We start from the raw sequence: 13,644 nt of genomic DNA on the forward strand, positions 1-13,644 counted from the left end.
TTTTGAGAGAACATTCTCTCCATCAGGTTTGGTGGCGATAGCGAAGAGGTCACACCCGTTCCCATACCGAACACGGAAGTTAAGCTCTTCAGCGCCGATGGTAGTTGGGGGTTTCCCCCTGTGAGAGTAGGACGCCGCCAAGCTTCTATTAGGATCAGTTCCAGTCGGAACTGGTCTTTTTTGTGTTTTCTTCTAACAGCATCATGATGTATGCTGGGAACTTCTCTTCTGCAATCTCCATGTAGCGTTCAATCATGACGTAATCATCGCTAATGTATTGAGACAGCAGCTCGTACCACCATTCTGTTTCGTAGCGGGCAATCATACTAAGGTTATACATCAATAAGTAATGGCTGATGATTTCAGGAATCCCTAGAAAAGCATCTCGTGTTGAGGGTATAAACCATTGATCCATTTCTAAATCATAATGAAGATGAGTAGCAAGTGCTGGGTTTTCTTCAAGAAATATATCAAACGTCAGTTTTTTAGCCTCTCTCTGTTTGAGTTTCCAGCTTGTATGAAACTCAAAGTATTCAATAAAGCGTTCAGCAGACATGTTATAAAGTAATGGAATATGATCTTGAATCATCATTCCATTAGCCTTTTCTACTTTAACTAAAGTCGAGGGCTGCTTTTGAAACTCAAGAATATGACTCATTTCAGGTATTTTAGACAGGAGATGGATCATCGTAAATCGTTCATCTTCAAGACCATTTAATTGAAATAGATGCTTTAACACATGCATACATAGCCCATTTCTTTGGATTTTCACCTCATCTTCACTAAAACGGTAATGCTGTTTCTTTCTCTTTCTCGATGTTACGCCATGAGCTAAAACAGAGGTTTGAGAAGGATAATGGGGATCCACTGTCAGCAAACATGCTTTAAGCAGCTGTGCCATTCCATAAAACAATAAAATGGGTTTAAGTTCTAGAGGCGCGATCGCTGCCTGTTCATAGAACGTATGGCCATGTTTTAGAAAGTAAATAAATCGTTCACAGTTTTTATAGGCTTGCTGGTTTGCATCTTGAATGTTGCGTTTCTCATATTGTTGAAATAGAAACTTTTGGGAGGTTTCGAGCGAGTAAAAACGTTTTAAATCCTTCCATCCTGAACTTTTCATCTTCTTCCTCAACTCTCTTTATATTTTCTAAAAATTGCAACTGTTTGTTGCTTCCTTGACATGCTGTTTGCTAGTTGATAATCTACATATAATATTTTGCCGAAAAGAGGGGGATTTACTAATGTGGGAAAGTAAATTTTCAAAAGAAGGTTTGACGTTTGACGATGTTTTGCTTGTTCCAGCAAAGTCTGAAGTACTTCCGCGTGATGTCGATTTATCAGTGGAGCTAACAAGCACATTAAAGCTAAACATTCCAATTATCAGTGCGGGAATGGACACAGTGACGGAATCACAAATGGCGATTGCAATGGCACGTCAAGGTGGTCTTGGTATTATTCATAAGAACATGTCCATTGAACAGCAAGCAGAACAGGTGGATAAAGTAAAACGTTCAGAGCGCGGCGTTATTACAAATCCATTCTTCTTAACACCAGAGCATCAAGTATTTGATGCAGAGCATTTGATGGGTAAATACCGTATTTCAGGTGTGCCGATTGTCAACAACGAACAAGACCAAAAGCTTGTTGGTATTATTACGAACCGTGACCTTCGTTTTATTTCGGATTATTCAATGAAGATTAGCGACGTGATGACAAAAGAGGAACTTGTGACAGCTTCTGTTGGTACAACATTAGAAGAAGCTGAAAAAATCCTACAGCAGTACAAGATTGAAAAATTACCTCTTTTAGATGACGAAGGAACGTTAAAAGGTCTTATCACAATCAAAGATATTGAAAAAGTGATTGAATTCCCTAACTCCTCTAAAGATGCACATGGCCGTTTAATTGTTGGTGCCGCTGTTGGTGTCACTGGCGATACAATGACACGTGTGAAAAAATTAGTCGAAGCCAATGTAGATGTCATTGTCATTGATACAGCACACGGTCATTCTCAAGGTGTTCTAAACACTGTATCGAAAATCCGTGAAACGTATCCTTCTCTTAACATCATTGCTGGTAATGTTGCAACAGCTGAAGCAACAAAAGCATTGTTTGAAGCAGGAGCAGATATTGTGAAAGTCGGTATCGGACCAGGATCTATTTGTACAACACGTGTTGTTGCAGGTGTCGGTGTACCACAAATCACAGCGATCTATGACTGTGCAACAGAAGCAAGAAAACATGGTAAAGCTATTATTGCAGATGGTGGAATTAAATATTCAGGTGATATCGTGAAAGCATTAGCATCTGGCGGACATGCTGTTATGCTGGGAAGCCTTCTAGCTGGTACATCTGAAAGCCCAGGAGAAACAGAAATTTTCCAAGGTAGACGTTTCAAAGTTTATCGTGGTATGGGTTCTGTCGCTGCAATGGAAAAAGGAAGTAAAGATCGTTACTTCCAAGAAGATAATAAAAAATTCGTTCCTGAAGGTATCGAAGGCCGTACACCATACAAAGGGCCAGTCGTTGATACAGTGTATCAACTAGTTGGCGGTATTCGTTCTGGTATGGGCTATTGTGGAACGCAAGATTTACGCACTCTTAGAGAAGAAGCACAATTCATTCGTATGACGGGTGCAGGACTTCGTGAGAGTCATCCACATGATGTACAAATTACAAAAGAATCACCAAACTACACAATTTCTTGATAAATTGTGACAATCAAATTACATTTGACAGGGTCTATGACTCTGTCTATTTTTTTTGTCTTTATTGTGATAAAATTTATACTGTTGTGTTGAGATAAGCCCTTGTGGATTACATATATATGAAAAACGTCGAAAAAAGATGAATACGGAGGTATGACGATTGAACAGCAAGATGATGAAACAGCTTATGGTCTCTATCCTTGCATTGGCATTGATTGTTACAGCATTTACACCAATGTCCAAAGCAAAAGCTGCTGAAGATCCATTCAGTGTGAATGCGAAAGCAGCGATCCTTATTGAAGCTTCTACAGGTAAAATTCTTTATAGTAAAAACGCAGATCAAAGACTGCCTATTGCAAGTATGGCAAAAATGATGACAGAGTATCTATTACTAGAGGCAATTGCTGAAGGAAAAGTGAAATGGGATCAAAAGTATACGCCAGATGATTATGTATACGAAATTTCTCAGGACCGCAGCTTATCCAACGTTCCTTTGAGAAAAGATGGTTCGTATACAGTAAAAGAACTTTATCAAGCAACGGCTATTTATTCGGCAAATGCAGCAGCGATTGGTTTAGCAGAAGTGATCGCTGGATCAGAATCGAAGTTTGTTGAAAAAATGAACGCAAAAGCAAAAGAACTTGGTTTAACAAACTACAAATTTGTGAATGCAACTGGTCTGGAAAATAAAGACTTACATGGCCAACAGCCAAAAGGTACAGGTCCTGATGAAGAAAGTGAAGTATCTGCAAAAGATATGGCTTTGCTTGCACAGCATCTCATCAAAGACCATCCAGAAATTCTTGAAACAGCAAGTATTGCGAAAACAAAGTTCAGAGAAGGCACTGACGATGAAATGGACATGCCTAACTGGAACTTCATGCTTAAAGGACTTGTGAAGGAATATAAAGGTGTTGACGGTCTGAAAACGGGATCTACAGATTCAGCCGGTTCTAGCTTCACAGGTACAGCAAAACAAGGTGACATGCGTGTCATCGCAGTTATTTTGAATGCAAAAGGTAATCTTCATACAGCACGTTTCGACGTGGCAAAAAAACTGTTCGACTATGCGTTTAAAAACTTCAAGATGAAAGAAATGTACAAAAAAGGTCAACAAATTAAAGGACATGAAAACATCGAAGTGGATAAAGGCAAAGATAAAGAAGTACCTGTTGTGACGAAAGAAGCATTTTCTGTGCCAGTAAAAAATGGTGACGAAAAGAGCTATAAAGCAAAAGTAAATATCGAGAAAAAGAAACTAGAAGCTCCTATTAAAAAAGGAACGAAGGTTGGCATGCTGACGACTTCTTATTCTGGTGATGAGAAGGACTACGGCTATTTAAATAAAGACCAATCAGGTGTTGAGCTTGTGACGAAAACAAGCGATGAAAAAGCAAACTGGTTCATCCTTGCAATGCGTGGTGTAGGTGGATTCTTCGCTGGCATTTGGGGTGGAATCGTTGACACAGTAAAAGGCTGGTTCTAATAAAAAAACTGCTCTCTATACATGAGAGCAGTTTTTTTATCGTTAAAAGAAGAGCGATTGCTTCTGATTTTGAGGAGTGGACAAGGCTTGCTGAAAAATACCACATAACTTTTCCACGCCCTCGGCCAGTGCTTTTTCATTCACATAAGAAAAGCTGAGGCGGATATAATTCTGTTTCGGCTCTCCAGGATAGCAGACAGAGCCAGGCAAAAAGGTAATTTGCTGCTTACGTGCTTCATGCAACAGTGCTCGTGTATCGACCCAGGAAGGAAAGCTGAGCCATAAATTGAGACCGCCCTGTGGAATTTGCCACGTTACATCTTTCGGTGCATGCTTCGTTAACACATCCATCATCAAATCGCGTCTCACTTTCAAGGCGGTTCTTAGCTTCTTCGTATGATCAATCATTTTCTTCGATGTCAGAAACGGTAATATGGCCTTTTGTGTGAGGAGAGGGCTGCCTAAGTCATTATTGGCCTTTGCAGCTAATAAACGGTTAAATATCGAGCCTGACGCTGTGATAATCCCTATTCTGCATCCTGGAGCCAGTGTTTTACTTAATCCTCGTAAATAAATGACATGTCCATCATGGTCCAAGCTTTTAATAGGTGCTGGCGGCTTCTTTTCAAAATAAAGCTCACGGTAAGGGTCATCTTCTACAATGAGACAATCAATGCTTTGAGCCAGTAGGAGAAGCTGTTTTCTACGCTTCATCGACATACTGGCCCCTGTTGGACTGTGGAAAGTAGGAATCGTATAGATGAGCTTCGGTTTATATTTATCACAAATGCTTTGAAGCTGCTTCATGTTCATTCCTTCATGATCGACAGGGACGGTAATGATTCTTGCTCCTCTGCCCATAAAGACATCAATGGCCCCGGGATAGGTCGGTGCTTCCATGACAACTACATCATCCGGCCCAATAAACGTACGTGCCACCAAATCAAGCCCTTGCTGAGAACCACTTGTTACAAGGATATTTTCAGGTGTAGAGGGCACATCCAACTTTTCTAAAAAGGACTGAATGACTTGTCGCAGCTGAAGATCACCTTGTATTTCTCCATACTTCGACATGATTTGAGGATGTCTGGCTAGTACATGCTGCATTTCTTTTTCTAAATACCGGTTTGGCAAAAGCCCTGGATCGATCATAGAGGAAGAAAGGTTAATGGCTTCTTCGACATAGTGATACTGAGCGAATTGAGACCGTGGTAAATAATCTGGAATCGACAACTGCCAATCGAAAGAGGTAGATGATGGAACCGGGGTCTCTGTCTGCTCTTGCTGCTCATTCACAAAAGTTCCTTTACCTTGCACCGTCGTTAAGTATCCGTCGTCTTTTAATCGGGTGTATGCCTTAGCTGCCGTGACAAGACTCACATTGAGCTGTTTAGCTAAATCACGGACAGTTGGCAGCTTTTCTCCTTGCTGAAGCAAACCCGATTGAATGTGATCGATGATTGAAAAGTAAATTTGATTTGAAAGAGATGTATCAGAATGTCGATGGATATCAATATGCATGAAACCCCTCCATTGAATGCAAAATTGTTATACATAATTTTTAATTGTTATAGTTGCATTATAGCATGTAAATCTCACTTGATAGAGAAAATGACATGTATTTAGCTGAAAACCCTTTATATACAAGGATTTATTCTTTTTTATCGGCTGATTGAATTGTTATACTATTCTCTTTATTGTTATACTTCCTCGCTTGTATGATAAAGATGTTGAATGAATCGAATAGACAAATGGGAGGAAACTATTGTGAGCAATAAGGGAACTGAACGAGTGAAACGTGGAATGGCAGAAATGCAAAAGGGCGGCGTCATTATGGATGTCGTCAATGCGGAGCAGGCAAAAATTGCAGAAGAAGCAGGTGCAGTGGCAGTCATGGCACTAGAACGAGTACCAGCTGATATCCGTGCTGCAGGCGGTGTTGCCCGTATGGCAGACCCAAGAATCGTAGAGGAAGTACAAAATGCAGTAACGATTCCAGTCATGGCAAAAGCACGTATCGGCCACATCGTCGAGGCTCGTGTTCTTGAAGCACTTGGTGTTGATTATATCGATGAGAGTGAAGTGCTGACGCCCGCAGATGAGGAATTCCATTTAAATAAAAATGAATACACAGTACCTTTTGTCTGTGGATGCCGCGATTTAGGTGAGGCAACCCGCCGTATCGCAGAAGGCGCTTCTATGCTTCGCACAAAAGGAGAACCTGGGACAGGCAACATCGTAGAAGCTGTTCGTCATATGAGAAAGGTCAATGCTCAGATTCGTAAAGTATCGGCTATGAGTGAAGATGAACTGATGACAGAAGCCAAGAATCTTGGCGCGCCTTATGAATTATTGCTGCAAATCAAAAGAGACGGCAAGCTGCCAGTTGTGAACTTTGCAGCAGGAGGCGTTGCGACACCAGCAGATGCTGCGTTAATGATGCAGCTTGGCGCAGACGGTGTATTTGTCGGATCTGGTATTTTCAAATCAGACAATCCAGCTAAATTTGCAAAAGCAATTGTTGAAGCAACGACTCATTACACTGATTACCGTCTCATTGCAGAACTTTCAAAAGAGCTTGGAACAGCTATGAAAGGAATTGAAATTTCAAATCTACTGCCAGAAGAACGTATGCAAGAGCGTGGCTGGTAATTAAGGGAGCGCAAACGAACATGCTGACAATTGGTGTACTAGGGCTTCAAGGAGCGGTGAGAGAGCATATTCAATCGATTGAAGCCTGCGGCGCAGAAGGAAAGATCATCAAACGTGTAGAAGAGCTAAAATCCGTTGACGGTTTGATTATCCCTGGTGGAGAAAGTACGACGATGAGAAGACTCATGGATACGTACCAATTCATTGACCCGATCAAAGCGTTCGCTGCTCAAGGGAAACCGATTTTCGGGACATGTGCCGGTTTGATTATGCTGGCAAAGCATATCGAAGATCGAGAAGATGCTCATCTTGGACTGTTAAATGTATCTGTTGCACGGAATTCTTTTGGCAGACAGGTAGACAGCTTTGAAGCAGATTTAGAAGTAAAAGGACTGGATGCGCCGTTTACAGGGGTATTCATCCGTGCGCCTCATATCATCAGCGCAAATGATGACGTAGAAATCATGGCTGAATATGATGGCAAGATTGTGATGGCGAAAGAAAACAATATCTTAGGCTGCTCCTTTCATCCAGAGCTGACAGACGATCACCGGTTAACACAGCTGTTTGTAGACATGGTGAAGTCCTACAAAACGAAGCTTGCTGTATAAAACGGTTGAAAAGAGATAAAACTTATAGTACATTAAAATCACAATCAAAGATCGAAAAAGCGTTGACGGGAAATAGTAAGAAGCCCCTCTTTCTCAGAGAGCCGATGGTTGGTGAGAATCGGTGAAAGATGCATTCTGAATCCATCCTTGAGCGAAATGCTGAAACTAGAGAAGTAAGCATTTACGGTGATACCGTTACAGAGGAAAGAGGAAAGCATGCCTTTGCATGTTTTCAATCAGGGTGGCAACGCGAGAGCTCTCGTCCCTTTCATGGGATGAGGGCTCTTTTTATTTTTCGATAAAAAAAGGAGTGTTACACATGCTGGATATTAAACAACTGCGCACGGACTTTGATCAAATCAAAGAAAAATTAGCACACCGAGGCGAAGATTTAGCGGATTTTGATAAGTTTGGTGAGCTAGATCAAAAAAGAAGAGAATTAATCGGGAAAACAGAAGAATTAAAGAGCCGAAGAAATGAAGTATCACAGCAAGTGGCCGTTCTAAAAAGAGAAAAGAAAGACGCCGATCACATTATTCAAGAAATGCGTGAGGTAGGAGATGAGATCAAGAAGCTGGATGATGAGCTAAGAACAGTAGAAGAAAGCCTGCAGCACATCCTGTTCTCAATTCCAAATATCCCCCATGACTCTGTACCAGTTGGTGAAACAGAAGACGACAACGTGGAAGTGAGAAAATGGGGCGAACAGCCAGCCTTCTCATTTGAACCAAAACCACATTGGGACGTAGCTGATGAGCTAAAAATCCTTGATTTTGAACGTGCAGGAAAAGTGACAGGAAGCCGTTTCGTTTTTTATAAAGGGCTTGGCGCACGCTTAGAACGCGCATTGTATAACTTTATGCTTGATTTACATGTGGATGAGTTTGGTTTTACTGAAGTGCTTCCACCTTATATGGTCAACAGAGCAAGCATGACAGGAACTGGGCAGCTTCCAAAGTTCGAAGAGGATGCCTTTAAAATACGTGAAGAAGATTACTTCCTCATTCCAACAGCTGAAGTGCCAATTACGAACATGCATCGTGACGAAATTCTCGAAGGTGAACAGCTGCCAATCAACTATGCAGCATTCAGTGCTTGCTTTAGATCAGAAGCAGGATCTGCCGGAAGAGATACACGCGGACTCATCCGTCAGCATCAATTTAACAAGGTAGAGCTTGTTAAATTTGTCAGACCAGAAGATTCTTATGAAGAATTAGAGAAACTAACAAATCAAGCAGAAAAAGTTCTTCAGCTATTGAACCTTCCATACCGTGTCATGAGCATGTGTACGGGAGATTTAGGATTCACAGCTGCGAAGAAATACGATATCGAAGTGTGGATTCCGAGCCAGAATACGTACCGTGAAATTTCTTCTTGCAGTAACTTCGAAGCATTCCAAGCAAGACGTGCAAACATTCGTTTCCGTCCAGAACCTAAAGCGAAGCCAGAACATGTCCACACATTAAATGGATCTGGATTAGCGGTAGGAAGAACCGTAGCGGCTATTTTAGAAAACTATCAACAAGAGGACGGCACAGTAATCATTCCTGAAGTACTGCGTCCTTATATGGGAAATAAAGAAGTGATGAAATAAGATGCCGTCAAGGCATCTTTTTCTTTTTACCAAAAGTCCTACAGTTTTCCTGAATTTAGCCGATAAAAAAATTAAAAGCTTCTAGGAAAGAAGGAATAACCGTGAATAGGCTTGACTATTATGTTGAAATGGCTCATTTACTTAGAAAGGTACTAGATGAAAGTATTCTTTTCGGCATCACAGATACAGAGAAGATACTTTGTTATTACCCGTCTAACACAATAGATTTTGGTATGAAAGTTGGAGACCCATTGAACCCAGAAGACCAAAATGTGGCGACGACATTAAGAGGACAAGAATATGACGGTCATTTACCAGAGCATTTATATGGTTATGAAATTGCTGTAAAAGGTTACCCGATTTTTGATGAAGATAGAAAAGTAATCGGCTCTTTTTTAGTGGCATTTTCACATCATCGCGAAAAGAAATTAAGCGGTTATATGGAGCAAATCAATAAAGTAGCGAAAGAACTCCAAGGTGGAATTGAGCAAATTGCTGCACATTCACAAGAACTGGCTGCCACAAGTTTAGAAATAAGCGAACAGGCAGGAAGAGCGGAAGAGAAATCTGCGAATATTGAAGAAGTCGTCAAAACCATTGGCGGAATTGCTAGACAAACAAACCTGCTTGGTTTAAATGCTGCAATTGAAGCCGCAAGAGCAGGTGAGAACGGAAAAGGGTTTGCTGTCGTTGCTGATGAAGTTCGCAAATTATCAGATGGCTCGAAGGAAGCGGCTGAAACCATTAATACATTTTTAAAAGAAATCCAAGACAGCATTGGCACTTTGTCTGAAAACATCTCACAAATCAGCAGCTCAACAAATGAACAAGCCAAACAAGTGACAGACTTTACGAAGATTATCGAGTCATTAAATGAGTTTAAAGTAGAGATGAATCAGTTTATTGAAGAAATTAGACAGGATACGAAATAGATCAAGAGCAGCCGTCAATGGCTGCTTTTTTATAGGCAAACATCATGCAAAAATCACATATTGAAATTTTTTTTACGAAAAGGTGTTGACTTCAAATAAAATGATATGGTATATTAATTCTTGTCGATACGGAGGAATACCCAAGTCCGGCTGAAGGGATCGGTCTTGAAAACCGACAGGGGTGTCAAAGCCCGCGGGGGTTCGAATCCCTCTTCCTCCGCCATATTGATTTTTTACCTTAGTTGAATTGAACGCAAGCATAAAAATTGGAAATTGTCAAACCGCTGCATTTCGCGAATGCAGCGGTTTTTTTTATTTTGTTTGATTGCGATTTTTTTGAATAACAGAAGCTATTTCATGAAGAATGGGATCAAGTGAGCTTTCATCATGAAGTAAGTCGTAATCTTCAATATTAATTTTAATCACTGGGCATAAATCAAATTGTTCGATCCATTCCGTGTATCGAGTGTACATTTCTTCCCAATAAGCCCGGTCAGTTTGAGTTTCCATCTCTCTGCCGCGTTCCTCAATACGATGTAAAATATGATCTAAATTCCCGTGTAGATAGATGAGGACATCAGGGTGAGGGAAGTAAGGTGTCATCACCATCGCCTCAAATAGGCTTGTATACGTTTCATAATCGACCTCAGACATCGTACCTTTGTCCGCATGCATTTTTGCAAAAATGCCAGTGTCCTCATAAATGGAACGATCTTGTACATATCCTCCGCCAGATTCAAAAATCCGCTTTTGCTCCTTAAAACGCTCAGCTAGGAAATAGACCTGTAAGTGGAAGCTCCATCTTTGGAAATCTGAATAAAAAGGCTCTAAATATGGGTTATCATCTACTTTTTCAAGAGAGGTTTGAAACCCTAGCTTGTCCGCTATTGTTTTGGTCATAGTTGATTTGCCGACACCAACAGTCCCGGCAATTGTGATGACTGCGTCCTTTGGTATTTTGATATTGTTCATAGCACTTGCTCCTTTATGTTCTGTACAATTTGCTGGTAATCTTGCTGTGAGGAAACGAAGTCTGTATGATCTCCTTCAATTGTAATGATGGGAAGCCCTGGCTCAGTCTGTTTTAAATGTTCAATGGCCAGCTCGTAATCTTCAATGAGTGTTTTTAAATAAGCTGGGTCAATGTCTTCTTCAAAAGAGCGTCCTCTCATCTGTATTCTTTCAAGTAAGGTGGGAAGGCTGGCTTTTATATAGATCATGGCATTTGGTTTAGGAAGATCATCTGTTAGCAGGTGATAGATCTTTCTGTATTTATCCATGTGCTTTTTTGATAATGTTCTTTCTGCAAATATCATATTTTTATAGACGTGATAATCAGTGACAACCGGCTGCTGTTTATTCACATAGTTTTCTTCAATTGATTCTAACTGTTTGAACCGATTGCATAAAAAGAACATCTCAAGCTGAAAGCTCCATTGTTCCATATCTTCATAAAATTTATCTAAGAATGGATTTTCTTCTACAATCTCTTTTACTAAAGGAAATTGAAATTCCTTCGCAAGCATTGTAGCCAAAGTTGTTTTTCCGGCTCCAATTGGGCCTTCCACTGCAATAAAAGGGGCAGGATACATAGGCGTTCTCCTCTATCTATAAAGTTAAAGTTGTCAAACCAATGTATATTGTACCATACCCCTTCTAATAGATAGAGTGAATGGATTACGATGTCGTTCTTTTTTCAATATTAAATTGATCTGATAATAAGAGCCAATTTTGTGGGAAAGATAGACCTAATTTCCAATAAGCAATGCCGTTCAATTTTAGCTCTTTGATGAGATTGAATTTTGCTTGAATCGATCTAGCGTCTTCGAACCAGACCTCATGCTCTTTGTTGTTGGCATCTGTATAACGAAAATGGGGTGCTTGTGCTGTTTCGTCGTATAAGATAGAGACATTGTGCTCTCTAGCAAGTGCAATTGCTTGTTGAGGACTGACGGCTTTGGCGATGGGGCCGCCCTGGACGAAAGGAAGTGTCCAATCATAGCCGTATAAATTCTGCCCCATTACAATTTTATTGGCCGGTATGACAGTTAGTGCATATTCAATGACTTGGCGGACAGGTCCAATTGGAGAGACAGCTTGTGGAGGGCCGCCGCTGTACCCCCATTCATAGGTCATCAGCACAACATGATCGACGATCTTACCGATCGCTTCATAGTCATGGGCTTCATACCATTTGCCCTTTTGCTGACTACTTGTTTTTGGTGCAAGAGCAACAGATATTGTCCATCTTTCTTGATGGAAACGGGCTGTTGCTTCTTTTAAAAATTGAATATAAGCATCTTTATCAGCAGGGCGTAAATATTCAAAATCAAAATGGATTTCCTTGAATTGATACTTTTTGGCAACACGAACAATTTCATCTAAAAATGCCGTTTTGACAGATTGGTTAGTTAAAAGAATACGCCCAAGTTCATCACTGAATTTTTCATTCTCTAGATTTGTCACCACCATGGTTAATACAGTTCTGTTCTGAGCGGCAATCTGGGGTAGTTGGTCTAACGGTGGTTCTCGCAGTGTCCCATCTCTTTGTGCTTGAAAACTAAAGATGTCTAAATGGGTTAAGTATGGGGAGGCCTCTCTAGCTGCCTGCTTTAAGTTTTCACTGACTTGATTTCCCCGTGGTTCAATATAAGCATTGGAATTAATGTTCCTTTTCGGTCTTTGTGGAATATAGAGCAAGAAACGAACAGGCAGTATTGCTTCAGGCCGAATTCTGTTCACGCGTGCCAATTCTTCCACTGAGATTTGAAACCGTCTACCAATTTGATATAGTGTGTCATTTTGTTTGACCTCATAAAATTGACCTCTAATTGGAATGACAATTGTTTGTCCAATGACGAGTTGATTTGGTGTTTCGATTTCGTTAGTACGGATGATTTCATTGACTGTCGTTTTAAAACGCATAGCAATGTCGTTTAAAGTATCTCCTCTTTTGACAACATAAATTTGAATAGTCAACGCCCCCTTTGTTATTGCTAACAATTTATGAGGGTTATGGCTAAATCATGTTTGATTTTCATTCGTGATTTCCTTAGCGGTAGTGATTTTGGCTAGAAGAACGTTCTCCATCATTGTTAAAGCGTAGTCGTTATCTCTGTCGTCGTTTGAAGCGATACAATCTTTAGGTACAATTAGATTGTATTCTCGCATGTATGCGTCATTTGCAGTGAACAAAACGCAAATGTTTCCGGCAATTCCAGTTAGAATAATGTCCTCAACACCTAATTCATTTAAGAGTGTCTCTAGTGCAGTACCGTAGAAGGCAGAATGCTTAGGTTTAATTAAGAAGTAATTATCTTTAGATGGTGTCATTTTCTCTAAAATAGGAGCGCTTCTTTCGTTTTTGCATGTTTCCAGAACAGCTTGGATATCAGCCTTCCAAAGTCCGTAGTGATCGTTGATATAAATGATTGGCCAATTTTCCTTGAAAGCATGTTGTTTAAGAGCTAAAATTTTATTGGTCATTTGCTCTGTTTTTTCTGCAAGCACATGTCCCATTTCAAAATCAAAATCATTAATCATGTCGATAATAAGTAGCGCCTTTTGCTGCTTTGACAAAATAAGACCCCCTTTAAAAGATTGTGATAATATGTTAACCTCAATTTCCTTTTAAAAAACATGAAAAGAGAGCCGTGCT

General features: G+C 40.3%; 12 protein-coding genes, 1 tRNA gene, 1 rRNA gene and 1 other annotated feature. Of the genes, 8 read left to right on the forward strand and 6 right to left on the reverse strand.

Annotation, left to right across the window (positions count from 1 at the left end):
- Positions 1-27: 27 nt before the first annotated feature.
- A 5S ribosomal RNA gene (rrf, locus tag NSS80_RS00060) occupies positions 28-143 on the forward strand.
- 11 nt (positions 144-154) lie between these two features.
- Here the strand turns inward: rrf and NSS80_RS00065 are convergent.
- Complete coding sequence (locus NSS80_RS00065) at positions 155-1,123, reverse strand: YaaC family protein (protein WP_041115184.1); 969 nt, start codon at positions 1,121-1,123, stop codon at positions 155-157.
- A 121-nt stretch (positions 1,124-1,244) separates the two neighbouring features.
- Here NSS80_RS00065 and guaB point away from each other — a divergent pair, with 121 nt between their 5' ends.
- The gene (gene guaB, locus NSS80_RS00070) at positions 1,245-2,711 is read left to right on the forward strand and encodes an IMP dehydrogenase (protein ID WP_024426749.1); all 1,467 of its coding nucleotides are present in this window, start codon (positions 1,245-1,247) and stop codon (positions 2,709-2,711) included.
- Between the two features lie 160 nt (positions 2,712-2,871).
- A complete protein-coding gene (locus tag NSS80_RS00075) occupies positions 2,872-4,197 on the forward strand; it encodes a D-alanyl-D-alanine carboxypeptidase family protein (protein WP_041115182.1) in 1,326 nt (441 codons plus the stop codon).
- A gap of 42 nt (positions 4,198-4,239) precedes the next feature.
- Here the strand turns inward: NSS80_RS00075 and NSS80_RS00080 are convergent, their stop codons facing one another.
- Positions 4,240-5,718: a PLP-dependent aminotransferase family protein gene (locus NSS80_RS00080; protein WP_041115180.1), complete on the reverse strand. Its 1,479-nt coding sequence runs from the start codon at positions 5,716-5,718 to the stop codon at positions 4,240-4,242.
- Between the two features lie 246 nt (positions 5,719-5,964).
- Here NSS80_RS00080 and pdxS point away from each other — a divergent pair, with 246 nt between their 5' ends.
- The 5 genes from pdxS to NSS80_RS00105 all read left to right on the forward strand — a co-directional run bounded on the left by pdxS (position 5,965) and on the right by NSS80_RS00105 (position 10,209).
- Complete coding sequence (gene pdxS / locus NSS80_RS00085; protein WP_039175840.1) at positions 5,965-6,849, forward strand: pyridoxal 5'-phosphate synthase lyase subunit PdxS; 885 nt, start codon at positions 5,965-5,967, stop codon at positions 6,847-6,849.
- 20 nt (positions 6,850-6,869) lie between these two features.
- A complete protein-coding gene (gene pdxT, locus NSS80_RS00090) occupies positions 6,870-7,460 on the forward strand; it encodes a pyridoxal 5'-phosphate synthase glutaminase subunit PdxT (protein WP_041115178.1) in 591 nt (196 codons plus the stop codon).
- A 53-nt stretch (positions 7,461-7,513) separates the two neighbouring features.
- Positions 7,514-7,730: a binding site (T-box leader), on the forward strand.
- Between the two features lie 49 nt (positions 7,731-7,779).
- Complete coding sequence (gene serS, locus NSS80_RS00095) at positions 7,780-9,054, forward strand: serine--tRNA ligase (protein WP_024426746.1); 1,275 nt, start codon at positions 7,780-7,782, stop codon at positions 9,052-9,054.
- 101 nt (positions 9,055-9,155) lie between these two features.
- Entirely contained in the window at positions 9,156-9,986 is an 831-nt protein-coding gene (locus NSS80_RS00100) for a methyl-accepting chemotaxis protein (protein WP_024425758.1), read from the forward strand.
- 130 nt (positions 9,987-10,116) lie between these two features.
- A tRNA-Ser gene (locus NSS80_RS00105) sits at positions 10,117-10,209 on the forward strand.
- A gap of 89 nt (positions 10,210-10,298) precedes the next feature.
- Here NSS80_RS00105 and NSS80_RS00110 read toward each other — a convergent pair.
- The 4 genes from NSS80_RS00110 to NSS80_RS00125 form a co-directional block, all read right to left on the reverse strand.
- Complete coding sequence (locus NSS80_RS00110) at positions 10,299-10,958, reverse strand: deoxynucleoside kinase (RefSeq protein WP_041115176.1); 660 nt, start codon at positions 10,956-10,958, stop codon at positions 10,299-10,301.
- A complete protein-coding gene (locus NSS80_RS00115) occupies positions 10,955-11,578 on the reverse strand; it encodes a deoxynucleoside kinase (protein WP_024425759.1) in 624 nt (207 codons plus the stop codon). The genes NSS80_RS00110 and NSS80_RS00115 overlap by 4 nt, the downstream gene beginning before the upstream one ends.
- An 85-nt stretch (positions 11,579-11,663) precedes the next feature.
- A complete protein-coding gene (locus tag NSS80_RS00120; protein WP_041115174.1) occupies positions 11,664-12,965 on the reverse strand; it encodes a glycoside hydrolase family 18 protein in 1,302 nt (433 codons plus the stop codon).
- Positions 12,966-13,010: 45 nt separating this feature from the next.
- Complete coding sequence (locus NSS80_RS00125) at positions 13,011-13,565, reverse strand: isochorismatase family cysteine hydrolase (RefSeq protein ID WP_041115173.1); 555 nt, start codon at positions 13,563-13,565, stop codon at positions 13,011-13,013.
- Positions 13,566-13,644: the final 79 nt, after the last annotated feature.

It is taken from the genome of Bacillus sp. FSL M8-0350 (genome assembly GCF_038593345.1).
GTDB classification, from domain to species: domain Bacteria; phylum Bacillota; class Bacilli; order Bacillales; family Bacillaceae; genus Bacillus; species Bacillus safensis.